At 32.8% G+C, this 24,097-nt stretch carries 26 protein-coding genes and 3 tRNA genes; 9 read left to right on the forward strand and 20 right to left on the reverse strand.

Features of this window, described 5'->3' with window-relative positions; all coding sequences use genetic code 11:
* Positions 1–3 precede the first annotated feature (3 nt).
* The 5 genes from Q4548_RS04140 to Q4548_RS04160 all read right to left on the reverse strand — a co-directional run bounded on the left by Q4548_RS04140 (position 4) and on the right by Q4548_RS04160 (position 10,349).
* A complete protein-coding gene (locus Q4548_RS04140; protein ID WP_303451862.1) occupies positions 4–2,880 on the reverse strand; it encodes a hypothetical protein in 2,877 nt (958 codons plus the stop codon).
* Positions 2,881–3,066: 186 nt separating this feature from the next.
* A complete protein-coding gene (locus Q4548_RS04145) occupies positions 3,067–4,338 on the reverse strand; it encodes a hypothetical protein (RefSeq protein ID WP_303451864.1) in 1,272 nt (423 codons plus the stop codon).
* 181 nt (positions 4,339–4,519) lie between these two features.
* Positions 4,520–7,327: a hypothetical protein gene (locus Q4548_RS04150; RefSeq protein WP_303451866.1), complete on the reverse strand. Its 2,808-nt coding sequence runs from the start codon at positions 7,325–7,327 to the stop codon at positions 4,520–4,522.
* A gap of 150 nt (positions 7,328–7,477) precedes the next feature.
* The gene (locus Q4548_RS04155) at positions 7,478–8,803 is read right to left on the reverse strand and encodes a T9SS type A sorting domain-containing protein (RefSeq protein WP_303451868.1); all 1,326 of its coding nucleotides are present in this window, start codon (positions 8,801–8,803) and stop codon (positions 7,478–7,480) included.
* A gap of 556 nt (positions 8,804–9,359) precedes the next feature.
* Positions 9,360–10,349 (reverse strand): family 43 glycosylhydrolase, encoded by a 990-nt coding sequence (locus tag Q4548_RS04160; protein ID WP_303451870.1) that lies wholly within the window; start codon positions 10,347–10,349, stop codon positions 9,360–9,362.
* A gap of 380 nt (positions 10,350–10,729) precedes the next feature.
* On the opposite strand from Q4548_RS04160, the gene Q4548_RS04165 reads away from it, so the two are divergent.
* Positions 10,730–12,022, forward strand: a complete 1,293-nt coding sequence (locus tag Q4548_RS04165) for a hypothetical protein (RefSeq protein ID WP_303451872.1) — start codon at positions 10,730–10,732, stop codon at positions 12,020–12,022.
* 31 nt (positions 12,023–12,053) lie between these two features.
* Positions 12,054–12,428: a hypothetical protein gene (locus Q4548_RS04170; RefSeq protein WP_303451874.1), complete on the forward strand. Its 375-nt coding sequence runs from the start codon at positions 12,054–12,056 to the stop codon at positions 12,426–12,428.
* A gap of 15 nt (positions 12,429–12,443) precedes the next feature.
* On the opposite strand, the gene Q4548_RS04175 is transcribed toward Q4548_RS04170, so the two are convergent.
* Positions 12,444–12,653 carry a helix-turn-helix transcriptional regulator gene (locus Q4548_RS04175; RefSeq protein WP_303451876.1) on the reverse strand — a complete coding sequence of 70 codons (210 nt, stop codon included), beginning with the start codon at positions 12,651–12,653 and terminating at the stop codon, positions 12,444–12,446.
* Positions 12,654–12,710: 57 nt separating this feature from the next.
* Here Q4548_RS04175 and Q4548_RS04180 point away from each other — a divergent pair, with 57 nt between their 5' ends.
* The gene (locus Q4548_RS04180) at positions 12,711–12,956 is read left to right on the forward strand and encodes a hypothetical protein (protein WP_303451878.1); all 246 of its coding nucleotides are present in this window, start codon (positions 12,711–12,713) and stop codon (positions 12,954–12,956) included.
* Here the strand turns inward: Q4548_RS04180 and Q4548_RS04185 are convergent.
* The 14 genes from Q4548_RS04185 to Q4548_RS04250 all read right to left on the reverse strand — a co-directional run bounded on the left by Q4548_RS04185 (position 12,953) and on the right by Q4548_RS04250 (position 21,860).
* A complete protein-coding gene (locus Q4548_RS04185; RefSeq protein ID WP_303451880.1) occupies positions 12,953–13,489 on the reverse strand; it encodes a hypothetical protein in 537 nt (178 codons plus the stop codon). The genes Q4548_RS04180 and Q4548_RS04185 overlap by 4 nt on opposite strands.
* A gap of 4 nt (positions 13,490–13,493) precedes the next feature.
* Positions 13,494–13,820 carry a hypothetical protein gene (locus Q4548_RS04190; protein ID WP_303451882.1) on the reverse strand — a complete coding sequence of 109 codons (327 nt, stop codon included), beginning with the start codon at positions 13,818–13,820 and terminating at the stop codon, positions 13,494–13,496.
* Positions 13,821–13,843: 23 nt separating this feature from the next.
* Positions 13,844–14,290, reverse strand: a complete 447-nt coding sequence (locus Q4548_RS04195; protein WP_303451883.1) for a hypothetical protein — start codon at positions 14,288–14,290, stop codon at positions 13,844–13,846.
* Between the two features lie 10 nt (positions 14,291–14,300).
* On the reverse strand, positions 14,301–14,702 hold the full coding sequence (locus tag Q4548_RS04200; RefSeq protein WP_303451885.1) for an HNH endonuclease: 402 nt from the start codon (positions 14,700–14,702) through the stop codon (positions 14,301–14,303).
* A 296-nt stretch (positions 14,703–14,998) separates the two neighbouring features.
* Positions 14,999–15,457, reverse strand: a complete 459-nt coding sequence (locus Q4548_RS04205; protein WP_303451887.1) for a hypothetical protein — start codon at positions 15,455–15,457, stop codon at positions 14,999–15,001.
* A 187-nt stretch (positions 15,458–15,644) separates the two neighbouring features.
* Complete coding sequence (locus Q4548_RS04210; RefSeq protein WP_303451889.1) at positions 15,645–17,753, reverse strand: methyltransferase; 2,109 nt, start codon at positions 17,751–17,753, stop codon at positions 15,645–15,647.
* A gap of 216 nt (positions 17,754–17,969) precedes the next feature.
* Positions 17,970–18,227, reverse strand: a complete 258-nt coding sequence (locus Q4548_RS04215; protein ID WP_303451890.1) for a hypothetical protein — start codon at positions 18,225–18,227, stop codon at positions 17,970–17,972.
* A 151-nt stretch (positions 18,228–18,378) separates the two neighbouring features.
* Positions 18,379–18,645, reverse strand: coding sequence for a hypothetical protein (locus Q4548_RS04220; protein ID WP_303451892.1), 267 nt, complete (start codon positions 18,643–18,645; stop codon positions 18,379–18,381).
* A 66-nt stretch (positions 18,646–18,711) separates the two neighbouring features.
* Complete coding sequence (locus Q4548_RS04225; RefSeq protein ID WP_303451894.1) at positions 18,712–18,954, reverse strand: hypothetical protein; 243 nt, start codon at positions 18,952–18,954, stop codon at positions 18,712–18,714.
* 12 nt (positions 18,955–18,966) lie between these two features.
* Complete coding sequence (locus Q4548_RS04230) at positions 18,967–19,467, reverse strand: hypothetical protein (protein WP_303451896.1); 501 nt, start codon at positions 19,465–19,467, stop codon at positions 18,967–18,969.
* Positions 19,468–19,745: 278 nt separating this feature from the next.
* Positions 19,746–19,928: a hypothetical protein gene (locus tag Q4548_RS04235; protein ID WP_303451898.1), complete on the reverse strand. Its 183-nt coding sequence runs from the start codon at positions 19,926–19,928 to the stop codon at positions 19,746–19,748.
* Between the two features lie 26 nt (positions 19,929–19,954).
* The gene (locus Q4548_RS04240) at positions 19,955–20,272 is read right to left on the reverse strand and encodes a hypothetical protein (RefSeq protein WP_303451899.1); all 318 of its coding nucleotides are present in this window, start codon (positions 20,270–20,272) and stop codon (positions 19,955–19,957) included.
* Between the two features lie 871 nt (positions 20,273–21,143).
* On the reverse strand, positions 21,144–21,314 hold the full coding sequence (locus Q4548_RS04245; RefSeq protein WP_303451901.1) for a hypothetical protein: 171 nt from the start codon (positions 21,312–21,314) through the stop codon (positions 21,144–21,146).
* Between the two features lie 3 nt (positions 21,315–21,317).
* Complete coding sequence (locus Q4548_RS04250) at positions 21,318–21,860, reverse strand: hypothetical protein (protein WP_303451904.1); 543 nt, start codon at positions 21,858–21,860, stop codon at positions 21,318–21,320.
* Positions 21,861–22,410: 550 nt separating this feature from the next.
* On the opposite strand from Q4548_RS04250, the gene Q4548_RS04255 reads away from it, so the two are divergent.
* From Q4548_RS04255 to Q4548_RS04280, 6 genes are all read left to right on the forward strand, one after another.
* Positions 22,411–22,484: transfer RNA gene (locus tag Q4548_RS04255), tRNA-OTHER, on the forward strand.
* Between the two features lie 5 nt (positions 22,485–22,489).
* Complete coding sequence (locus Q4548_RS04260) at positions 22,490–22,870, forward strand: hypothetical protein (RefSeq protein ID WP_303451906.1); 381 nt, start codon at positions 22,490–22,492, stop codon at positions 22,868–22,870.
* A 59-nt stretch (positions 22,871–22,929) separates the two neighbouring features.
* Positions 22,930–23,002, forward strand: a tRNA-Ile gene (locus Q4548_RS04265).
* Between the two features lie 6 nt (positions 23,003–23,008).
* Positions 23,009–23,082: transfer RNA gene (locus Q4548_RS04270), tRNA-Asn, on the forward strand.
* A gap of 413 nt (positions 23,083–23,495) precedes the next feature.
* A complete protein-coding gene (locus Q4548_RS04275; RefSeq protein ID WP_303451908.1) occupies positions 23,496–23,840 on the forward strand; it encodes a hypothetical protein in 345 nt (114 codons plus the stop codon).
* Positions 23,833–24,090 carry a hypothetical protein gene (locus tag Q4548_RS04280; protein ID WP_303451910.1) on the forward strand — a complete coding sequence of 86 codons (258 nt, stop codon included), beginning with the start codon at positions 23,833–23,835 and terminating at the stop codon, positions 24,088–24,090. The genes Q4548_RS04275 and Q4548_RS04280 overlap by 8 nt, the downstream gene beginning before the upstream one ends.
* Positions 24,091–24,097 lie beyond the last annotated feature (7 nt).

Consider the following 24,097-nt stretch of genomic DNA (forward strand, 5'->3'; position numbering starts at 1 on the left):
CTTTTAGTTTAATGGTGAGCTCAATGTAATGTCTATAAAACGAAAAGATCCAGTAGGAATATTTACTTCAACACTTCCTGAAGTTCCATACGTAGTCCCATCCAAAACATCCCTCATTCCGATGGCATTTATACTCTGAAATGTAACCACGGCTTTTCTGTCTTCGGGATTCAGATATCCTCCGTCTATCAACGTCAAGCGAAGGTTGGTTGAAGATGTTTGAGCAACCACCCAAGCTACATTTCCACTAACTGTAAGAGGAATTTTTTTTGCTCCTTCTTTTATTTCAGCTTCAACAGTTTTGTAATATTGATTGGCATTGAATTTTTGCAATCCGTCTGCTGAGTAATAATACCTACCATCCGTGTAATATTCTTTTAAAATATCTTTATAAATAGGATGCAAATGATCTTTTAACAATCCCCTAGGTGCTGACAAATCAGCATAAACTCCTTTCTGCGGAGGTGTGATTAAAACCAATCCGTTTGGATAATTAGGCAAATAATTTTGTCTACGATCTTTTACATTTCCTGCATAGGTTGAAAAATCCCAAGAAGTATTTTTAGCTCCCATCCAATTGGCATTTTGTCTGCTAAACACAAAAGGATTGTTGTTCACAAATTCCTCATCATAATGTGTTGCCCATTTCAAACTACTTCCTTCTACTAAAAAATCTTCATCAGGTTCAAACATACCAATATGAACTGGTGATATACTCAACAATTCATTTGGCTTAGGCACAAACAAAGCTCCTTTGGCTACCAAATCCCAAACAATACTCATGTAATCAGGATCTACTGCAAAATTATTAATGAAAGTTGCTCCGTTTGCCATGTGATAAATCAAATGACGTAAAAAATGATTCGGCAATTGCTGATGACAAAATTGTCTAGACCTATCGTAACTAGGGTTGTCTGGAACCGTTCTTGTTCCCCAATTATCCACAGATCCACTTGCCCAAATACCAACTCTACTTGCCACACTTATATCCATAGCTTTGTCTGTAGTTTCTTCCATAGAAGGCACAAAAACATCGGCATATTCTCCTGATAACAATCCTCCCCACATAGGCAAAAACACATTTGCTTGCCAAAAATTATGTTTTGTTCTCACAAAAATATTTCCGTTTTTAGTTTTTGCATAATCTGCCAAAGGATAAAACAAATCATTCATTACCCATTCAAAATCAGAAGAGTGATCTTCTAATTCAGGATAAATCAATACTGTTTTTTTACCATCTGCATAGTCTAATATTTGTTTGGTGGTATTCAACTGAAACATGTAGGGATCGTTTCCGTGACCACCCCAATACGCGATTCCTTTATCTCCATTTGGAACCTCATCATACCAAGCCGTAATGTAATCTATAGCTCCTTGCTGTGTCAACGTATAATCTCTACGTCCATCTCTTTTGCTTTGATATTTAGCATTTCCCATACTAGAGCGATCCCAATTTTCTGCTTGCCCCATATGACTTCCTCCTAAGAACACAGGAGAATTGTAATTGTTTCTGATGTTGTTTGCAGTTGTTTTGGCCAAACCTTCTTCAGTACTTTCTGTCATAAAATAAATTTCTCTAGCTTCTCTTTGCGAAGTTGGCTTTACGTATGAAGCTAAATTTGTTCTTATTTTTGCTGTGTTTTCTAAAATGTCTTGAATTTTTCCTTGAGGAATTAAATCTTCATAAGCCGTTTTCCAATCTGGATTTTCAGTATCTAAAATGTGAATTTGGCTTCCGCCACTCTGACAACTTGCTAAAATTAATGTATTGGAATTGGGTTTTTTCCACAAGTCGTAATACGAATATTTTGTGTTTAATTTTTCTTCACTAGCCACATCAAAATCTTTGTTAACCAACACAATTTGATTCCCCACTAAAAAGAAATATTTTTCTGTATCGACATCAACAATTAGTTCTGGCTGCACTACAGAGTAGCCAAAACCAAGCTTTGTTAATGCATATTGGTCTGTCTCATCATTTTTTAAATTTAACCGAGATACATTTGCGCTATTCTGATGGTTAGAAGCTCCCATTAAAATTTCTTGTGTACCATCTTTATCAAAGTCTGAAAACCTTAATTCTCCGATAGGACTTAGTCCTTCTGTTTCTATTCTTTTTAAAGGTTCATCTTCTAAAACATCAAACACATAAATAGCTCCTTTGTCTTGAGACGGATTGTTGCTTGCATGCATGATCAAATAATCATTGGATGCATCTTTTTTAATGGGTCTTAAAAAATTTGCATAGTGAACATTGTCTTTTGCTGTAGTGGTTCCCCATGTTTTTTCTTCTGAATATTCTGAAGATTTTAATTCTTTTTCCAAAATTCCATTTGCAGAAATGTAGTAACAATTCAAATCCAGACTTCCTCCAATCACATGTGGAATTCCATCTTTCTGAACAACAGTTACTGCGTACATTGGCACTTCATTTTTCTGGTATTGCCAAACTGTTTTCCCATTTGAATCTAAACAGTAAATAGTTCCATCTGCATTGGCTATCAAAACCTCATCATTTCCATCTCCTGTAATATCAGCACACCAAAAATCGTGAACCATAAAACCCGACAATTTATTTTTCCATAAGATAACTCCATCAAAACCAATTGCCATTACAATTCCATCATAAGAACTTGCAACAATGGAGCTAACATTGTTAAAACTAGCCGTTCTTACTTTATGGATGGTATGCCCGGTTTCAATACTTAAAATAGCACCATTCTCTTTCACTTTTTCTGGAAGTTTGTATTGTAAAGACTTACTGCCTTTAAAAGATTTACTGTCTGAAATACTCCAAAGACTTGTTGATGCTGTTCTCCAATTTTCTATTCCTTCTTCAAAATCATATTCTTTTTGAGAAAAAACAAGAGCATTACTCATAAAAAGTAGCACTATTAAAAAGTAATTTTTTAAATGCATAAATAAATATTATTACTAATTGTTCAATATTTAAATATACCTACTACCTACAAATCTCATGATTTTGTAGGTATATTTAATGTGCTTTTGGGTACAAAAAAGACCACTAAAAGTGGTCTTTAACTAAAAAATAAAGTTGTTTTGTAATTATAAAGCAACTTTTACAGCATCTTGCTTGTTTCCTTTTGACATTTTAACAATGTAAATCCCACTAGACAGTCCTTTTACACCAACTTGCTGACCCGCAACAGAATACACTGCCTCTAAATTTGCTCCAGAAACACTAATACTTCCATTTTCTGCTTTTACAGAAGCTCCTTCTATTTTTGAATTAGATGTTGATAATGATGGTGTTGTTAAGGTAGCTGACATTTCATCTATGTAAACAATATCTCCATTCAGTAAATTAGCAGCATCCCCATCTGTATAATTTAAAGCAAACCAAAACTTAACTCCATCAAAAGCATCTGGACAAGTTAGGTTAAACGTTATTTCTTCCCATTCCATTGCCGTATTTGTTGTCGTAACCGTAGCAATAGGCTTAGTAGCTGTATCTACACTTCCATCTGTTAAACTAACTCTCGCAGATAAAGAAATAGGAGTTGCTCTATTTGTTTTTACCCACATTTTAACTTGAATATCTGTATTTGCAGGATATTGAGTTCCATATACTTTTTCGTAACTACTAAAAGTCCAAAAAGGGTCTGTTGCATCACTCGTAAATGCAAATCGTAAACTTTGACCTCCATCATGAGCTTCCGTAGAAGTAATTCCTCTGGTAGCATATCCTTTATTTCCTGAAAGATGTGTATCTCCAGAAGGACCATCAAAACTAGGATTTTTAACAAACTCTGAATAGGTAATTGCCGGCATTGACGTTAAAAACTCAATCTCATCTAAGTAAAAAGCATCTCCGGCAGTATCTGGTTCATTCTGTCTAACCATCATATAAAAGTTTGTCAAATCTCCCTTCCATAAGGTATAAGAACTCATATCAATATAACTGGTTACATACTCATCCGAATTAGCCCCTATAGAAAAATTAATATCTCCATTGGCATTTGTCTTAATAGCAGAATCATCTCCATTAGTACCCCCAATTCTTATTTGAGTACCATTGGTTTCATTTTTATATCTAATTCTAATAAACTTTTTAACCGTAGCATCAATTCCTGTGACTACAGTACCTGCTACATTATTTTTAATTCCAAAGTTTGAATTTGCTCCTGATCTTTCTAATTTTAAAGCACCATCTCCAGATACACCTTCTGTTCCAGCATATGTTACTTCACTATTTCCTCCCCAACTTACAGCCCAGTTTTGCAAATCTATATCAAAATCAAAAGTTTGAGCTTGTAGTTGCGTTCCAAAAAACACACTCATTACGATAATTGTTTTTTTAAGTAGTTTTTTAATCATTTTTATTAGTTTTTATAGTTAATAATTGAATACAATTTAACAAAACAATACTTTACAAATAAACACGTCAAAAACAAACAACAACATTATATTGATATTATTCAAACAAATATTACCTTTTAATTAAAAAAGGCACTAGAGAGAAACACTAATGCCTTTTTTATAATTTTTATGATATAAGCTATTCGAAAACAGTATCCAGTTCAATATCTATAAACCTAAATCCACCTAAAGGAATTTCTATTTGACTCGCTGAATTTGAAACTTTAAATTTTTCTTTACTCAACACGTCAGTAACCCCAACTGGTTTTATAGTATTGAATTGTACTACAGCTGTACTCTTTGCAGGATTGATATAACCATTATCTATTAACGTTAACCTTAAATGCCTTGGTGAAGTTTGAGCCACTACCCAAGCCACATCTCCAGACACCGTAATTGGTAATTTTTTAGCACCTTCTTTAATAGCGGTTTCTACTACTTTGTAATATTCATCTGCTTTATAGGTTTGCTTTCCATCAGCTGAATAATAATTACGTCCATCTGTAATAAATTCTTTTAAAATATTTTTATAGATAGGATGCAAATTATCTTTTAACAATCCTCTAGGAGCATTAGCATCGGCAAATACACCTTGTTGAGGAGGAGTAATTAGCACCAATCCGTTTTGATACGGAGCTAAAAAGTTTACTCTTCTTTCTTTAACACCTGCTGCATATCTAGAAAAGTCCCAATTGGTAACTTGTGCTCCTGGCCAAGAACCATTCATTCTACTAAACACAAAAGGATTGTTTTTCTCAAATTCTTCATCGTAAAAAGTAGTCCATTTTACATTAGCTCCATCGTTTAAAAAGTGATGATCTGGTTCTTTCATACTAACATGTACTGGCGATAAACTTAAAATTTGATTACGCTTAGGAACATACAAAGCTCCTTTGGCAATTAACTCCCAATAGACACTCATATAATCTTGATCTATAGAAAAGTTGTTAATAAACTGGGCTCCGTTAGAAGTATGAAAAATTAACATTCTTAAAAAATGGCTTGGTAATCTTTGATAACCTAACTGACGAGCTCTATCTATAGAAACATTGTCTGGAACTGCACGAGTTCCCCAACCGTTTACAACACCACTTGTCCACATTCCCATTCTACCTGCCAAACTAAATTCCATTGTTTTATCGGTAGTTTCTTCCATAGAAGGTACAAATACATCAGCAAACTCTCCAGACATTAATCTAGACCATTCACTTAAATAATTAGATCCTAACCAAAACACATTTTTATTTCTTAAAAACACATTAGTATTTTTTCCTTTTGCATAATCAGCTAAAGGATATATTAAATGATTGGTTAAAAAACTTAAATTTTCTGGATTGTGATCTTCTACTTCCGGATAAATTAACACCGTCTTTTTTCCATCTGCTTTGTCTATTACTTTTTTTGTAGTTTCTAAACTAAACATAAAAGGATCGTTACCATGTCCTGCCCAATAAGCAACTCCAGGCTCTCCATTGTATTCTTTTGTTATAGTTTCTACAGCTTGTTGCTGGGTTAACGTATATTTCTTTCTTCTATCTCTTGCTTTTTTATACTTAGCATTTGTAAAACTAGATCTATCAAACTTTTCTACATTTCTTAAAAATATAGAATTTAAAAAGATTGGATTATGATACTTTTTATCAATATTATTCTTTAGACTAACCAAATTATCTGGCACACCTTCTGTCATTAAAAACACAGATTCTGATTGATTTTGCCATTTTGGTTTCTCAAAATCTTTTAAATTTTGGGCTACTTTTTCTCTTTCCTCTATAATTTGTGCAATCTTCCCTTTAGGTTCTAACTCTTTAAACTTTTTTTTCCAATCTTTCTGATCCGTATCTATTACATGTATACAACTCCCTCCACTTTGTGAACTAGCTAATAACACTTTATTTGTTTGAGAATCTTTCCATAAATCATTATACGCATAAGTTCCTTCTAGCCTTTCTTCTTTGGCTGGATTCTCAACATTGTACAAGCGAATTTGATTCCCTGCTCTGCTTAAAAAAGTTTTTTGATCAATTAATACCGTATGCACAATATCGTATCCAAATTTAACTTTGTTGATTTGTTTAAAACTAAAAGTATCCTTTTCTAAATCGTAAGTTGAAACTAGTAAATCATTTACATGTGCCGATGCTCCAAGAACAACATCTTGATTTCCATCATTATTTACATCTACAATTTCTACATGCCCAATAGGTCTAATTCTTATTTTGTTTTTTAGTTCCTTAGGAGCTACAATTTTTGTTTTTTTAAAAGGAGTTTCTTCTAAAGGATTAAAGAAATATAAAGTTCCAGGAACATTCATATGATTGTTACTCCCTAAAACTAACAACACTTCGGTACCATCAGCTTTTTTAACAGGCCTAATAAAATTGGCAGCACACTCATTGCTTTTAGGCATTTCCTTTTTGTACTTGCTCCAAGGTTTTTCTATAGAAAACACAGAAGAATGAATTGTTTTTAACAACATTCCTTTAGCAGATAAATAATAAATATTTTTGTCAAAACCACCTGCAACTACATAAGATTTATTTCCGTTTTTAAGAATGGTAACAGCATACATAGGTGCATCATTCTTTTTAAAACTCCACAACAATTTACCTTTACTATCTAAGCAATAAATAGAACCATCTGCGTTGGCAACAACAATTTCATCTTTCCCATCATTGTTTAAATCTCTACACCACAAATCGTGATTCATAAACCCTGACAATTTGTTTTCCCATAAAGTTTTTCCTTCATAAGAAACACCAATCAAAGTACCTTCAAAACTACTTCCTACAATATAAGACTTCCCTTTATTCTGAGCAGTTCTCACTTTAGAAATTGTATACCCTGTTTCAATGCTGTAAAGAGCAGAACTGGTATTTATTTTTTGTGCATTTGCAACCAAAACACTCAAAAAAACACTCAAAAAACAACACATTTTATTTTTCATTAGATTCACTGTTTATTACTTAATTATTCTCGATTAAAACATTTTTTTTTTCAATTCCGACGTCTTTGAAAATATATAATTTGTATTTCCAAACAAAAAACCTTCTCCATCAAAATGGAAAAGGTTTTATAAGCTTTAAAAAAACATCAACTACATCACTATTTTGATTATATCTTGTTTGCTTCCTTTTGAAATTTTTACAATGTAAATTCCACTAGACAATCCATCTACACTTACCTGTTGACCTGTAATAGAATATACTGAGTCTAAATTTGCTCCTGAAACACTAATAGTTCCATTTTCAGTTTTTACAGAAGCCCCTTCTATTTTAGATGTTTTGGTAGATAATGTTACTCCATCTACCCATTTTAAATCATCTATATACACGACTGTATTTGCATCATCAGCCTTTACTTTTAATGTATATCCTGCATCTGTAGTTTGTCCAAAAGTAGCTACATCAGAAGTAATAGTATGCCAAGTATCTTTTGCCAAACCTGGATCTATATCAATAGACATTGCCATAAAAGATGTCACTGGACTTGAATCACTATTTTCTTTAATATTTAATGATAGTTTTGACGGAACAGACTTTCCTGATGGAATATATATATTAGCTTGAATTGCATAATCACCTGCAGCAAAACTAACCAATGATGTTCCTGGTGTAGTATTGTATCCTCCTTGAATTTGCTTTTCAGCAGCCCCATCACTTGAATCAAACTTTACACTATGATCTCCAGAATTAGCTTGTTCGTCTGAAAAAGAGAAATATGTATTATTTTGTAAAAACCAACCTGTTGCTCCTGAATTTCCATTTGCTAATGGTTCTATTATACCATCCACTTCTGCATCGGCTCCTTCAAAACCTAAATATTCTTCCGTAGTATAGCTTTGTATTCCATTATATTCCACAATAGAAATATCATCTACATACACAGTAGAAGTTCCAGTAGCAGGTACCGTTCCTTGAAAGTTTATTGTCATCCAATTTTTGTCATCTCCTAGAGCTGAATCAGCAGTAGTCGTAACAACTTTATAAACTTTTGTCCATACATTTGTTGATACTCCAGAAACATCAATGTTTACCCCAGCACCTTTAATAGGTAAATTTAACACACTTGGTTGCGTACCACTAGTTACTTTTATCCAGGCAGAAACTAAATAATCTCTTTCCGTTAAACTAAAATTCCCTTCTTTATTTGTATTAGACCTCCATGTTTGTAATTTAGCCGCAGTAGGATCCCCATCACTGTAATCAAACTCTGCTTTCATACTGTATGTTCCTGAATGTGCTTCATCACTAGATTGTGAAAAACCCGCAACTTGAGTCCAAGCTGTTACAATATCAGATGTACTACCACTGTAATCTACATTGGTCAATTCAAAACCAAACGCATCTGCATTTAATATTTGTGCGTTTGCACCTACGGTCATTAAAAACAATGCCGAAATTTTAAGTATTTGTTTTTTCATTTGAAAATAATTTTAAATGTTAAAAATTAATACTACGAAATAATGATTTTCTTAAAAAAAGTATGTCTAGCTGTGTAAATTAAAATTACTCCTCCGTATATTTTTAAATTATCACAAATACGAATCAATCATTCCTTTTGAATTACAAATTTCACTGTACTGTCCTGAAATAGCGTTACAAATTAATAAATTAGAGGTAGTGATTCTATATTGCTATATTTTTTGTTTGTGTATTGTTTTCTTTTGAGTTTATTTTGCTTGTGCATTTGATTAGGCGTTAGCATATGATTGGATAAATGGGGTCGAAAACCATTGCAATTTTCGATAGAATAATCAAGGCTATCAAACAAACTGAACTTCCATACTTTATTAAAATTCATAATCACTTTAAATTTAATTTCTACAAAAATGAAATCAAATATTTAAGTTTAAATTCTAGCGGTATAAACTTTGTCTTTTAGCATACAAAGTAGTTGTTACTAACTCTTTTGTCCAGGCATACATCTAACCTTAAACATTACTGCTTAAGGCTATATTACAATACTTCTATTTTGTATTATTTTAGTTTTATGACTCCTGTTCTGGTAGGTTTTACAGGGATTATTTCTCCTTTTTCATTAAAAAACAGTTCATCAACACAAATAGATCTTTTAAACCCACTGTTAGAAATATCTTGAGTATGATAGAAAACATACCATTTTCCTTTGTATTGAACCACAGAACCGTGAGAAGTCCAAGAACTAACGGGCTCCATAACTTTTCCTTGATACACAAAAGGCCCGAGCGGATTTTGAGAGGTTGCATACACCATGGTAGCATCTTTTGCCCACCCGTTTGAATAAACATAATAATACAAATCTTTTCTTTTAAAGACCCAAGGACCTTCTCCATATACTCCATCTCCTCCGTGATTTACTTGTAGATTTGCAGCACTTTTAGCTCTTTCTTTCCAAAGCAAGCGTTTACCTTGTTTGTCTAGAATTACAATTTCATGCAAAGATCCCTCTCTTTCAATCATATTCTCTTTTAGCTTTACTACTCTAGCATCTCTACATCCAAAATACAAATAAGCTTGTTTGTCATCATCAATTAAAATACCAGGATCAATTGGTTCGGGTCCTGCAAAGGGTTCTTCTAAGGAATTTATCAAAGGTTTTCCCAATGCATCTTTAAAGGGCCCTTCTGGATGATTAGCAACCGCAACTCCAATCTTTTTTCTTTCTACAGGAAAATAAAAATAATACTTACCGTTTCTTTCTACAGCATCTGGAGCCCAAGCCCATTTGTTAGCCCACTTAATATCTTTTAAAGAAAAAATAGCTCCGTGATCATTCCAATCTACCATATTGGTTGTTGAAAAACAAGCCCAATCTAACATATCAAAATAAGTAGCATCATCTTCATCATGCGAACTATAAACATACAACTTTCCATTAAACACTCTAGCTGATGGATCTGCTGTAAATTTATGCGTGATAAAAGGATTTTGTGCAAAAGAGAACCCCATAGAGACTAGGGTTAGAAACAGGAATATATATTTTTTCATAATCTTAAATTATTTGTTGATATTTTTTCTAAATATAAAGAACTAAATAGTTTAACAAAACGTCTAAAACATATGACTATATCTATATCACAAATGAATTAAGAAAATTAATAAAACAAAAAAAAGCCTTAAATCGTAAGATTTAAGACTTTTTTGTTGTCCCACAAGGACTAGGATTGATATTAAAAACCACTAAAAAAACCATATAATTACTTATGATTACGGCAAAGATTGATATTTTTACTTATATTTGCTGATATAAAACACTATAGCGGTATCTAGTATCGTTGATTACTGTGCAAATACTGTGCAGTTTTTAAAGTAGGTTAGTTGTTAATATAGAAATTACTGGGAAGTTTTCTAATATAAAATAAACGAATATGGCGAGCTTAAACTTCATGCTTAGAGGGGCTAAAAATCCCTCACAAGTATACTTTAGATTTAGCGGGACAGGTATTGATTTTTTTATCAAGACAGGGATATATGTAGATCCTAAATGTTGGGATAAAAAGAATCAAAAAATCAAAAACGTTATTTCTATAAAGAATAGAGACGAGATAAATAGAAAGATTGCTTATTTTAAAATAGAGGTTTTGGATAACTTCAATTCTGATTTTATGAATGGAACTATAATTGATAGGGTTTGGTTTGATAACCAAGTCCGCTTATTTTTTAATAGGCCAAAAGAAGAGATCCGTTTGACTAATAAAAATCACACTATTTATCTTGTAGATTTTTGCCAATGGTGGCTAGATAATAAAGCTAACAGATGGCTGACTTCAAGTGATGAGTACATGAGTAAAGGAGTCAAGAATCAATATTCTATTTTTGTAGACAAGCTTGTCAATTTTGAAGGAAAAACAAAAATTAAATTAACTGGGGATTTACACTCAGTGATCAATGATTTTGTGAAAAAAATGATAGACGAATCTTATTCCCCCGCAACTATATCAAGAAATGTAAAGAGGTTTAAATTTTTCTGCAATCGAGCTTCAGATGAAGGATTGAAAATTGACTCTTCTTATAAGGGTAGAGTATTTGTTCCAAAGCAAAAAGAAATACTAGAGCCTTTTCTAAGTCCTAGAGAATTGGCTAAGGTGTATAATTTAAAATTAGACATTAGCGATCCTATGGATGATGCTAGAGATAATCTACTTATAGGTTGTTGGTCTGGACTTCGTGTTAGTGATTTTAACTCAAGGTTAGATATTTCAAATTTTATTGACGATTATATTGAGATTATAAATCAAAAGACAAAAGCCCGTGTTTCTATTCCAGTTCATCCAGTGATAAAGCAAATTTTGATCAAAAGAAATGGTCGTCTGCCTAAAAAGACTAGCGACAAGGATTTTAACGAGAAAATTAAAGTCATTAGTAAGCTATGTGGTTTCAAGGAAATGATGGAGGGAAGATTGGTTGATCCTAGTGTAAATAGAAAAGTACAGGGTGTTTACGAAAAATACAAATTAGTATCTTCGCATATATGTAGAAGGAGTTTTGTTACTAATCATTTAGGGAAAGTACCTAACGAGGATCTAATGAGAATTGGAGGTTGGACAACTGTAGAAATGATGATGACTTATCTCAAGAGAACCAGTAGAGAGCATGGTAAGTCTTTGATTGAAGTATGGTCTAAAGATGAAGAGCTTAATAAATTGATTAATGGGAAATAGTAGATAACTTAATTAAAATTCACGAAAAATAATGAAAGATTCAGAAATATTAAACAGCCTAATGAAAGAATTGGATGTTACAGGAAATTCATTTTCCTTGAAATTAGGATATAAAAGTCCTGCATCAATTTACGGAGTATTAAATCGGGGCGAGTCAATATCTCCTGGTATGATAAATAGGATCATGTTGAAATATCCTAATGTAAACGAGTTGTATTTAAAAACAGGCTCTAGTCCTATTTTATTAGAAAAAGAAGAAGAGATAGGTCAATCTAATCTTATGGGTAGGAAGCCTAGTATGAATATGCTGTGGGCTTTAATGTTAGATATGTCGGAGAAGATGGAGGTGATGGAACAAAAGTTAGATGAGATTTTGGCAAAAAAAAACTCCGAAACCAACAATTAGTTAGTTCGGAGTTTTTTAATTTTCAAGTATATCAAGATCGCAGTTTAGTTTCTCAAGCATTTCGATTAATGTCTCGGTGCTTGTTCCTCTTTTGCCGTTTTCAAGATTGCTTATTCTATTTTGGTATCTTTTGTCTCCAAAAACGTGCTCGGAAAACTCAGCTTGTGTCATTCCTAAAGCTTTCCTTTTTTCGATTACAAAATTTATGAGTTTTTTCTTCAACATTTTTGTCGTCTTTAATTATTGGTTTTTTATTATGTTTGTTGCTTAAAAATAATTATCATGTACCCAAAAATTATATCTCCTTATTTGACTAGTGTAGATCAAGCTACAAATGAAATATATGTGCTTCATAGAGAAGATCCTCAGTTTTTGGTTTGGGTAAAACAGGAAGTACCAGTAAGGTTCGTACTGATAGAAACATACGATTGCTCCTTATCTAATGAAGAGTTGTTGGCTCATCCGTCAGTTCAAGGAGCAAAAGATTATGTTTCAAAATTGTTTCAAAATTCTTTTGATAAAAATTAGTTTTTGTTTTGTAAACAGATTTGATAATGATGCGTGTCGTGATAAAAAGTAAGTGATTCTTCTTTTACCGTATCTGAATACACTCCAAAGTGAGTTATGATCAACTCGTCTTCTTCAAGACTTTCTATTTTTTCCCAAAGTTCTTTTTTTGAGTTGATAAAACTTTCAAGTCCTTCAAAATTAAGATCTGTATCTTCGCTTATAGTTTTACTTATTTCTCTTGAAATAAAATCCTCTTCATTGTCAAACTCCATATAATTAATAGATCCGTAGTCGTCTCCATAATCGTCTTCTGAAGCTTTAATGGGTTTGTTAGTCCATCCTTGACTTTCCCATAACTGCCAGCCGTCCTTTTTATGAGCTTTAAAGACTTCTAAGTTATGTTTGTCTGCAAACTCTTCTAGTTCTTTAAAGTTTTTAAAATTGCTCCCTGTTATTGCTCTGTAAAGATTTTTGGGATATCCGTTTGAACCTTGTGTTATTTCTATATAATCAAGGTTTTCATTTTCTAAAATTGCGTTAATTGTGTCCATTTTTTTATTTATTATTTAAGTTGTTCCATTTAACAAATTCTAAAATAGATTTGTAAATAGCATCTATTTTGTTGTCTCCGTCTATATTTACAATAGTTTCAGAGGACTGGTTTATTATGATCTCAACAAAACATTGCTCGATTATAATATTAAACAAAGAAGATCCTTCTTCGTTTTTAATGTTTTCTATTTTTTCAACAAATTCCATAAGAGACTCCCAGTCGTCTTTAAAATTATTGTTAAAATTTTCTTCGTTGATCCAGTTTTTAATAGGTTCATTGTCGTAAAAAAAGTTATGAAGCATAACCCATTCGTTGTATAAATCTTTCATTTTGTCGCTTTTTTTAAATAAGATTAATCAATTGATTCTGTTACTATCATTCTGCTTTCTTTTGCCTTGGCTACCAAAATTGGTCTACAAGCAAGATATAATTCTTCGCTGTCAAAAGTTGCTGCTACTTCTGCATAGCTGTGATTCGGTGTTTCAAAATATACTAACACTTTTGGTTCTTGTTTTTTTTGATACAAGGAAACAGGAGTTACTTTTACTTTGATCAAAGGCTCTGTTCCGTTGTCAAGAGTTATTATAGTTGTAATGTATTCTGATTCATTATCAGAACTACCGTGTGCCATTATGAGATCTTCCGTGTCTGCGACAATAAAAACTTTAGTAGCTGTGTAGTGCTCTTTTATAGCTTCTTGTATTAATTCTGAAAACTCTGTAATAGAGTTGTTTTTGGAGTTTACGACTCCTATTATCTCGTTGTCTTCGTTTGTAAGTGTGAAGTGTTTGTGTTCCATTTTGTAGTGATTAATTGGTTAACTGTTTTAATTCTCTCTTAATTTTTTTGACTTCTGCAAAAGTGATCCATTCAAGATTATCAGAATTGTTGTTTTTTCTGTCTCCGTCCTTATGCTTGATGTATTTTCTTTTTGGGTCTGTTGGCTCTTCTAAAAAAGCAATAGCTACTTCTTTATGAATATAGGCTCTTCTTTTGTTTAGTTTTTTGCCATCTGTAAATCTTATATCAGAATACAGTAAATCAGCTTCCTTATTTAAAGATCTGCTTAGTTCAAAACTGTTTTTTGTAGTGTTGCAATTACTTCTTTTTAGAGTTCTTTTTTTGGATCTAATAATTCCAGTATTAGAAACCTCGTAATACTTTCCGTATATGTCTTCGAGGTCTTTCCAAATGATGCTGTTATCTTCCATTTTGTTGTGATTAAAATTTTAATAATTCTACTTTGTTGTGATTAAAGAAATTTAAAATACACTGATACTCTGTTTCTTCTTCGCAATTAAATTTTGATTTCGTAAACTCGTTATATAAACCAATATAATTACTAAACATCTCATCGTAAGGTAGTTCGTTATAGTAAGAATTCGTTTCTCTTAGTAACTGGCTGAATAAAAATTGGCTATAATTCATTTTTTGTAGTGATTTTAATGTTTATACTACCTGCGGGCGAACCCGCAACGCTTTAGGCTTAAAGTCTTTTTATAGTCGTCTAAACGACTTCTTCTTCCATGTCTTCTATTGCTGTTAAATTTTTGTTTTCTCCCGATAAACGAATATTTAAATTTACTTGGTCTGTTATGCTGTCGTTTACTAAGGATTCTTTTAAGATCTCTTGTGCTTGATTTGTTGAGCACTCAAATATTTTCTTAACATCGTGTATGGTCCAAAGGTTGTCTACAAAATAACCGTTGTCTTTTAGTAGGTCTTTAGCTTGTTGAATTTTATCAACTAGATCTAATAAAATACAATCTTCATTTGGGGTAAATTCTTTATTGTCGTTTTTAACTTCTTCAATAATTAAGTGTGAAGGAATATATCCGCACTCGTTAAAAATTTGTTGAATATTTGTTTTTCCTAGTGATAAATTGATACAAAGGTTTTTTAAAGTATCTTTTTCAAGGTCTTCAAAATACCAGTCTATAAATTCGTTTTTGTTTACTGTTTTCATTGTAGTGATTTTTAAATTAATATTGTTTTTTACCACCAAAACCCGCTTTTTAGGGCGGGTGGTGTGTTTAAATAAATAAAACAAATAATACTATGGCTGTAATTACTACAGCCCAACTAAATAGGTTGATTGTTTTTTCCATGATGTAGTTTATTTTTTAATGAATGAAAGGGTTTTGTTAAATTATTTAAGATTTCTCCAGATAAACCGTAACAGTGTTTACGTTGGTGCTGTTAAATGCGTTTTTAAAGCTTCCTGTTTCGTTTTCTTGTATGTGTCCGTATTCCTCCACCATTTGAAGGAATTCATTTATTTTTTTATTACTGCTACTTTCGTGCTTGTTTCCCGCCATGATAGCGACTAAACGACCTCCAGTATTAAGTAGGTTGAAAGCATGTTTAACATGATCAATGTCTTGGTGTTTTTCAAATGGTGGATTCATAAAAATAACATCGTATTTGTGCGTGGATGTTAAAAAGTTTATATTCTCGGTGTCTTCAAATCCTTTTTTGATAAGTACCTCAGATAGTTGATAGTTAAATTCTATACAACTAAGATCATTGAGTGGGTATTTTTCCCTTATGGCTTCTGCTATATGTCCAAGTCCTGCACTAGGTTCTAAAATAGTTTCGTTTTCGTAAACTTTAGCCATGGATAACATTCTATCTATTAACGGCTTTGGTGTTGGAAAAAATCCGTCTATTTTTTTATTTATAAAGCTTCTTTCTATTGCTTTTAATTCTGTAGCTTTTTTCTCCTCTTCCGTTGGCTCTGCTCCTTCTGTTAAACAAATTAACTCACGTAATGCCGTTTTTAAAATGGCTTCGTTTGTTAATCCCATTTTTTGGATTCTTTCAAAGGATTTGATACTATCTAGTATTCTATCACGATCCCAAGAATCGGGTATTTTTAAGGCTGTGGTTTTTAGAGTGTTTATAATAGATTCATTTTTAAAGGTTACTAGTTCGCTTTTAGTCTTGTTTCTTGCTTCGTAGTCTAAAATCGTTTTTACAGCCTTCTTCATTCCTGTAGTATCTTTATATTTTAAAAAAATTGTTTTTAAAACGTTTGATCCATATTTTGGATATGGGTACTCTATAAAATTAACATCTAAATAAGGTTGTTTAATCTCGTTTTGCTTCTCTGTATATGTTAAATTTAAAGAGGATAATCTATTGCTAAAACCAATGTTTAATAAATTTTGCAACTGTTCTAATTGTTTACCGTTTCTAATGGCATGTAAATATTTTATAGATCCGCTTTCTAAGCCGTCAGAAATTAAAATTAACTTTTTACCGAAATTTATTTCGTCCTGTGCTTTTTCTTCGCTGTTTGCTGCTTGTGTTGCCTGTCTGTGTGTGTTGGTTCTTCTTTCTTTGTTTTTGCTTTCTGTTCCTTTTTCAATAAGTTTTAAACCTCTTTCTTTCATCTTTTCGGCTGCTGTTTGCTGTCTTTCGCTGTCTTTCGCTTCTGCCTTTTCTGCCGTGTTTTTATCTTCTTCTTTTAAACCGATAAAGGCTTTCGCTTCTTCTTCTGTGTTGAAGTTAAACCCCGCTTTTATCGGTGGGTCTGCTCTAAGGTTTGTAAATCTTGAATAGTAACCGCCCATTTGTTTGGCTTTAGTTCTAAGGGTATTAAACTCTTCTTTACCTACTCTATTAAGCATTAATACAGTAAAAATGTCGGCTCCTGTTTTGCTGTGTTTTGTGGGGTGCAGGTCAAAGTCTACATTATCAATATTTATTTTATTTACTGTGGCTTCTTGCTTTTTTTGTTCTTCCTGTCTCTTTAGTAAAACATCAGATTTTAGCCTTTCAAATTCTGCGACCTGTTCAATATTTAATTTATCTAAACCTTCGACCCTTATAAAAGTTCTGAACTCCTCTAGTGTTTTAGGGTTTTCTATAGCTTTTTTAGTGGCTTCTTTTTTTGCTTTTCTTTCCTTGTAGAAATTTTGCAAAACTTCTGGAGTCGTATTTATAATTAACTTTTCTTTTGTGGTTTCGTGTGTCTCTTCTCCTATAAAATAAGAAACTGACCTATTTAATAATAAATAATCGCTTAAGCTTTCATAGATTTTATTTATCAAATCTGCTTTTTTATCTCTGTTATCTGACCAGATACCAAGTTGATAGCAAACAGATTTTAAAATTTTAACGGTCTTTGTTTTTAATTCTGCCTTTATAAGATCTTCACCCTCTTTAAGTTCTTTATAAATACTTTGGTACTCGTTTACTGTTACTTCTTCGGTGTATACTCTGCGAGCTTTTTTTAAATAAGTGTTTAATATTTCCATATTTTTGTAGTGATTAATATTTATACTGGTTTTAAAATTGATTTACAAGTTTTGCAAGTATAAGGGCTGTTTATTTTAGCCCTTAATAAAACCTTAGCTTTGTTTATTTCTTCGGGTGTGTTTTCCTTTACTCCCTGTTTTAGCCGTCTTGTATAACTGCTGTTGCATACTGAACAACAAACCTTTTTTTTTGCTTTTAATATTCCTATCATCGTATTAAAGCTTATCAGAATTAGTAAATATAAATTTGCTCGGCTTGTATGTTTGTCCGTGTAAATCTGTTTTGTTTTTTAGTCTTGGGTTGTGTACTTCAACTAAAACCCCTTTTCTTCCTGTGGTTTTTAAGGCTTCTAAAACTTTTTTAGGACTTGTACCGCTTGCTTCCATTCCTCCGCTTATAGTACTGTTTAGTTTGTATATTTCTCCGTTGTATTTTATTTGATCAGGCAAATAAGATTTTTTAAATGTTTTCATTTGTAGTGATTTAAGTAATTAATAAATATTTTGTATTAGGTTTTTAAAGCCTTATATTTGCATTTCTTAATATGCGTTTTTGTAGTGATTAACGTTTATTTGCCCGCTTTTGCTTTGTCGCTTTTGCGGGCTTTTTTTTGTGATCTGTTTTTTAAATAAAGTATTTAATATTTTTAACTTCTTTTTTTACCTCCTTTTCAAAGCGTGTACCTGTGGCCTTGTATTGATCGGCTTCATTTTCTAGGATCGCAATTAAAATAATTTTAGGCAAGATCATTTTATTGTTTTTCTCGCTCCAGTTATCAGTATCTAAAGATCCGCTTTCTATCGCTTTTTTTATTTTAGACTGCATTTGCTTTGTTGCTTCTTTTAGCATTTCTTTTGTCAATGCTTCAATTTTTTGTTTGTTGCTTTTCATATTGTAGTGATTTAGATTAATGCTTTTTTATACTGCCAAAACCCGCACGGTGGCGGGTGGTGGTCTTTAATAATTCCAGTAAATAATACTGTCAGATTTTAAAAAAATAGTCTTAAAATCTGAGTTGTTGAGCCATTTAATAAACTTGTCTTTGTTTGCTTGGCTGTGTTTGTGGTCTTCTTTTATTCTTCTCTTAAACTCTTTTTTTGTTATCGCTTTAGCTGTTAACAAGTGTTTGAAGTTTTTTACATATTCAATAAAAAAAATGTGATTACCTTTTACAAACGCTCTATTTGATAAATTCATCATGTTGAAAAAAGATTAAGCAGTTAAACGAATTTTTGATTTTGTTTTGTAGGATTGTGAACCAAAAACGCTTTTTAATTCGTCTAAGTTCTTACGGCTTCGTCCTTTGCTCTTGTAGTCTTGCGGGGAGAAGTACCAACTTTTTTTGGCTCTTGCCCACCTTGGCGGGTTATAGTCTTCAATCTTGATACTTTTAATGATGTCTTTTTGTTGATACATTGCAAACGGCTCAATATCTTCAAGCCAAATGAAAGAACCAACAAACGAAATTTTAATATTCTCTAAGCCGTCAAACTTTTTGATTAAGTTATAAAACTTATCAGAATCAAAATTTTGCTCTGCTTCGTTTGTGCTATTGTTTTTTAAAGTCTTAGAAACAATTTTAAACTCTTTAAACATTGCAATAAATTGTTGTTGTGTGTTTCCTCCGCTTGTATCGGGGTGTAACTCAAAGCAAAGTATTTTAAATTTGTTCTTTGCTTCGTCCAGTGTGTTGCATTCTTTGAAATACTTCATAATTAAATTTTTGTAGTGATTAATATTTATTTGCTACTCTCTAAGGTTGCGAGCCTTATAATTTTATCTACTAGTCAACGACTGGCAATAAAAAAAAGAGTGATTTAACGCGTATTGTTTACTTGCCCACTGTGGCAACAATATTTCAATGAACTGCGAGGTTTTAAAAGCCTTAGCCCTCAACGGCTTAACGCACTACTAACAAGTAGTAAAAATTAGTTTCCTTACAAAATATGAGTTTTACGTTACCCTGTGATAACTAGTAAGGAACTGAGCGATTAAACTCTTTTAAATGGATGGTTGAATGCTTGCGAATACTTCGCGGGGTTGGGAGTAGTTTTAAATACTTGTACCCCGTTTGAAATACTGCTTTTGATTTGTACCCCTGTTGATAACGTTGTAGTCTGTACGCTTGTAGCAAAGAAACGTTTAACAGAAAGCTTGTTTTTTTGAATGCTCATAATAGTGTAGTGATTAGGTTTATTAATTATTTTATTCTTTTGAAATTAAAAGAAGTAGTTTGCATTTTACCGTTAACTAATGTTTTTACTTGAGTGTATGTGATAGATTTATTATCCTTTACTAGTCTTTCAATTATTCTCCCATTTGTAACAACTGTATAGTGGTTATCAATTAAAGAATGATAAACGGCAATAAAATACGTCGCGCTTACATTGATAGTCTCATTTACTTTCAAGTTAGCTATATCGTTTACTTTGTGTTGTATGTGCTTCGAAATAGGGCTTTGAGCGTTTGCAGTTGTAACGGATAAAGCAATAATAATAGTAGCGATTAAATGTTTCATGATGTTGTAGTGATTAAATTATACCGCAAATATATACACAAGTATATAATTACGCAAACTTTTTTTAATATTTTTTATCAACAGATTAATATTTAATATCAAAAGCCTATTAATTAAGGATCTATAAATCTATATAACTATATAAGCGTATAAACACCCTTTTAAACGTCCTGCAACTATATAAGTGCTAGAACCACCAAACAAAGCCAAACACCCAGTAAAACAAAGGACTCAAACAAAACTATAGCAAAGAAGTACTCTATACTATACATCATAAGAACAACCAACATAACAACACACTAAAACATAGAAAGTGTTAAACACCTTTTTCTTTTTTTTTCTAGGTGACTGTAAAATTTTGTGCGGGGCTATTGCACACACTCAAACATAAGAGAATAAATAATATAAATTACTGATTGTTAGATTCTTGTAATATAGTTGTTGCGTTTGGGTATCGTACAAAATTGCCCGTACATTTCGCTTTAATGTGCAAATACTGTGCAAATATTAGATAGTTTTTCCTTAATAGATTGATTAATAAATAAGTACGTTGTGATGTTGTTGTCCCCGAGGGACTGAGTTAATGCGGGCTAACCAATAGCCAAACCAAAAGCTAGAATTTTAAACCAAAGACCAACAAAAGACACCCCATACCCCAAAAGATTCGAGTTTCCTATTCCCGGCAATTGCTCGTAGCACCCCATACAGCCCCAAAAAAACAGTTATAGAGCAAAAAATAAAAACCCCTTTCCCCCTTTGAATTGCTTTAAAGGTGGCAGCGTTAATTAAGGCTTGAGGATTACACTTGGGGATTCCGGCCCTATTAAATGTTATCGACCAGATATCGACCAAGTATCGACCAATAAACCTATTAGCCTTTAACTTCTGGATCATTACCGGACTCCATAGATAGAATAAGTTCCTCGTATCTTTCAAGAGCATTGAGGTAGCCCTCGTTCCATTCTCCGAGATCACGTCTTTCCTTCATTGCTCTACTGTGTTCTATATCCTCTATGAATTGTTTCTTTGTTAATATAGCCATGGCTTACAATTTTTTATATTTAAGCTTCTGAGCCTGTATCATTCGTTCTATTCGGTCCTTGCTGAGCTTTTCTTTTTCATCCTTGGTGTTCTTATACACTCTTGGCTTATTGTGCTCTGCATGGTCTATGCCTTTGGATTTAAGATATTTTATCACACCTGTTCTGGATGCACGGAACTGTCTCGCCACCTCAGTAGCACTCAGACTACTCATAAATGACTCAATCACTTTACAGGTGGTTGCATTAGCACAGATTGATTCTAATCGCTCTACGATCTCCTTTTCGGGTGCTTTGTACCATTTTCCAATAGTCTTTAGGTCCTTGTATTCAAGCCCTACAGTCTGCAGCACGGTCTTGTATTCATAGATTTCTTTAGATTTAAACAGTAGTCTTGTTTTAGCTCCTATAGCCTCAGATAGCTCCTTATGTATCTTTACATCTCCTGGACAACTCCCCAATGTAATGGTCTGATTTTCATCATTAATCACTGCGTACACGCTGCACACATCTTGCTTAATAGCAGTATATTTATATCGTTTTTTCATATCAACACTTTTGACGTGTTAAAATTATCAATTTTTATGATATAAAATATCAATAGATTGATATTTTTCCTATATTTGGACTCGTAATACCTGGCTCTTTTGAATCTTTGCTTGTCGGCAAGGTCGCTATTCGTTATGGTGCGTAAAGCATTAAAGTGGTTGAGCTAGGTGGTTGAACCATATTTCATGGCCATAAATAACGATAAGACTGATTTGGCGGTAGTAAATAAACCGTCACATAAGGGTATGGCGGAATTGGTAGACGTTAATCGAATAAGGTGATTCCACGGAGATATTTAAAAAACTAAAGTACAAGGTTTTTAAAATTGAAATTTTTATTAAAGGGGCGATCAACCCTATCTAGTCAATAGGTGCGGTCTTTTTTTAATTGGTAAGTGGTGGTAGAGTCTTGACCGACTCAGTTAATTGCCGTAAGGGTTCGACTCCCTTTACCCTAACTAGGTTAACAAAAAAGTGTATTGAGCTTGTACGAATAGTTAAAACTACGGCCAAAGTGAATTTGTTAAAACCTAAAATCAATACACTGGTTTATCATATAGCTCAGTGGCTAGAGCACTCCTTTGTAACTGGGAGAGGTCGCAGGTTCAAATCCTGTTATGATAACAACCATGAAAGCGGTAACTAGGCTTTTTACTTTTCTGATCTGTATGATTGGATTTGCGGGATTCGGGAATTCTACACCCGACCTGGCCATAAATTCGGTTATTACTGTTTATGAGGACGATGGCCCCATTACAGTAATTAAAAACGTAGATGATTCACTGGATGAAGTTGTTATTGTCATTGGCTATCAGAGCCAGGTCAAAAGCACTTCTTTTAAAGTTTCCGACTTAATGATAACAGCGAAGGAAGCTAAAATAAAAGACAAATACGTTGGCTCGGTATACAAACCTCCATTAATAAAAGGCTTAAAGGATAATGATATACATAACAATATTTTTTTTGCTGAAAACCACCGAAAGCCAAGAGACGGTATTAGGATGGTTTAAAACAAACCCCCAATAAAAGAAAACGAAAAGACTCTAGTGTTTTACTAGAGTCTTTTAAAGGCCCCTTAGCTCATTGGCTAGAGCAGTACTCTCATAAAGTGAAGGTCATTGGTTCGATTCCAATAGGGGCCACAAAAATCTCAAGTAGCTCAACTGGTTAGAGCACCCGACTGTTAATCGGGAGGTTATAGGTTCGACCCCTATCTTGAGAGCAACAATCAAAAGAAGCCTTGTGAAAGCTTACAGCAAGTACTAAGTGTACAATTAATACTTGTTATGAGTTTCTGGACTAGATACCTAGATAGCAGGGCATACAGAATTAAAGCGACAAAAATAATGAATCTAACTAAGGAGGTATTCGTTGATATAATCACTACTATCAAAAACCAACACGACTATGACTTGTTTAAATCTGAAAAACTTTCAGAGATTTTAAACTGCGATACAACTATTTACGATAATAGCAGATTGATCAATAGCTTCTTTAAAATACTACACCAAAAATTTCCTCCAGGAAAAGATTTTTGCAGTATACAGCATTTTTGTTATGAGCTTGATTTTGGACGAAGATTGGAGCCTACAAAAACAATAGAACAACTTTGGGAAGAGTTACAAAATTAAACAAATGAAAAAAATCACACAAGAAGAAGCACAAAAAAGAGGATTAAAGGCAGTTATATATTGTCAACTAGCCTGTGAAGCTATAGCCGGACTTATAGGTACGGATCTATATGTAAGAGAGGCAAAGAATTACGCTAACAAGTTTTGTAAAAGCATAGATTCTTTAGCTAATCAGTACGATTTGGTTTATGACGAAGGAGGGGAAGGAGCTCAAACCATCCTAAACGACATTGATGGGCTTATAAAAAAACTTTCTTCTGGAGATATAGAGGTGGTCCAAGCTGTAGCTAGAATACACGAGGGTTATTTAGCCAAGCTTGAATCTTTAAAAAAGGAATCTAATGAATAGGATCGAACAATTGGCAACTGGTTTTAGCGGGGGTTCTGAGGTGATTATAATATGCTCTGAGAAAGATGTAAAATCTTTTAAAAATGAAATAGAGGAAATATACCAAAATACACCCGCTATACTTATGGTAACAAACCTAGTAAATACCGAACACTTTTTTTCCTTTATGCACCAAGGCAAACATTTCTACTTAGTAACAGATGAGCACGCTCCTGTTTTTTTAAAGAAAATGTACAGTGAAAAATCTTAATCAAAGA

Source organism: Wenyingzhuangia sp. 2_MG-2023 (assembly GCF_030548295.1).
Classification (GTDB): domain Bacteria; phylum Bacteroidota; class Bacteroidia; order Flavobacteriales; family Flavobacteriaceae; genus Wenyingzhuangia.

Coding starts and splice junctions, on each gene's coding strand:
- Q4548_RS04140 (WP_303451862.1), bottom strand. CDS start 2,880: ATGAGTAATGCTCTTGTTTTTTCTCAAAAAGAATATGATTTTGAAGAA.
- Q4548_RS04145 (WP_303451864.1), bottom strand. CDS start 4,338: ATGATTAAAAAACTACTTAAAAAAACAATTATCGTAATGAGTGTGTTT.
- Q4548_RS04150 (WP_303451866.1), bottom strand. CDS start 7,327: ATGAAAAATAAAATGTGTTGTTTTTTGAGTGTTTTTTTGAGTGTTTTG.
- Q4548_RS04155 (WP_303451868.1), bottom strand. CDS start 8,803: ATGAAAAAACAAATACTTAAAATTTCGGCATTGTTTTTAATGACCGTA.
- Q4548_RS04160 (WP_303451870.1), bottom strand. CDS start 10,349: ATGAAAAAATATATATTCCTGTTTCTAACCCTAGTCTCTATGGGGTTC.
- Q4548_RS04165 (WP_303451872.1), top strand. CDS start 10,730: ATGGCGAGCTTAAACTTCATGCTTAGAGGGGCTAAAAATCCCTCACAA.
- Q4548_RS04170 (WP_303451874.1), top strand. CDS start 12,054: ATGAAAGATTCAGAAATATTAAACAGCCTAATGAAAGAATTGGATGTT.
- Q4548_RS04175 (WP_303451876.1), bottom strand. CDS start 12,653: ATGTTGAAGAAAAAACTCATAAATTTTGTAATCGAAAAAAGGAAAGCT.
- Q4548_RS04180 (WP_303451878.1), top strand. CDS start 12,711: ATGTACCCAAAAATTATATCTCCTTATTTGACTAGTGTAGATCAAGCT.
- Q4548_RS04185 (WP_303451880.1), bottom strand. CDS start 13,489: ATGGACACAATTAACGCAATTTTAGAAAATGAAAACCTTGATTATATA.
- Q4548_RS04190 (WP_303451882.1), bottom strand. CDS start 13,820: ATGAAAGATTTATACAACGAATGGGTTATGCTTCATAACTTTTTTTAC.
- Q4548_RS04195 (WP_303451883.1), bottom strand. CDS start 14,290: ATGGAACACAAACACTTCACACTTACAAACGAAGACAACGAGATAATA.
- Q4548_RS04200 (WP_303451885.1), bottom strand. CDS start 14,702: ATGGAAGATAACAGCATCATTTGGAAAGACCTCGAAGACATATACGGA.
- Q4548_RS04205 (WP_303451887.1), bottom strand. CDS start 15,457: ATGAAAACAGTAAACAAAAACGAATTTATAGACTGGTATTTTGAAGAC.
- Q4548_RS04210 (WP_303451889.1), bottom strand. CDS start 17,753: ATGGAAATATTAAACACTTATTTAAAAAAAGCTCGCAGAGTATACACC.
- Q4548_RS04215 (WP_303451890.1), bottom strand. CDS start 18,227: ATGAAAACATTTAAAAAATCTTATTTGCCTGATCAAATAAAATACAAC.
- Q4548_RS04220 (WP_303451892.1), bottom strand. CDS start 18,645: ATGAAAAGCAACAAACAAAAAATTGAAGCATTGACAAAAGAAATGCTA.
- Q4548_RS04225 (WP_303451894.1), bottom strand. CDS start 18,954: ATGATGAATTTATCAAATAGAGCGTTTGTAAAAGGTAATCACATTTTT.
- Q4548_RS04230 (WP_303451896.1), bottom strand. CDS start 19,467: ATGAAGTATTTCAAAGAATGCAACACACTGGACGAAGCAAAGAACAAA.
- Q4548_RS04235 (WP_303451898.1), bottom strand. CDS start 19,928: ATGAGCATTCAAAAAAACAAGCTTTCTGTTAAACGTTTCTTTGCTACA.
- Q4548_RS04240 (WP_303451899.1), bottom strand. CDS start 20,272: ATGAAACATTTAATCGCTACTATTATTATTGCTTTATCCGTTACAACT.
- Q4548_RS04245 (WP_303451901.1), bottom strand. CDS start 21,314: ATGGCTATATTAACAAAGAAACAATTCATAGAGGATATAGAACACAGT.
- Q4548_RS04250 (WP_303451904.1), bottom strand. CDS start 21,860: ATGAAAAAACGATATAAATATACTGCTATTAAGCAAGATGTGTGCAGC.
- Q4548_RS04260 (WP_303451906.1), top strand. CDS start 22,490: ATGAAAGCGGTAACTAGGCTTTTTACTTTTCTGATCTGTATGATTGGA.
- Q4548_RS04275 (WP_303451908.1), top strand. CDS start 23,496: ATGAAAAAAATCACACAAGAAGAAGCACAAAAAAGAGGATTAAAGGCA.
- Q4548_RS04280 (WP_303451910.1), top strand. CDS start 23,833: ATGAATAGGATCGAACAATTGGCAACTGGTTTTAGCGGGGGTTCTGAG.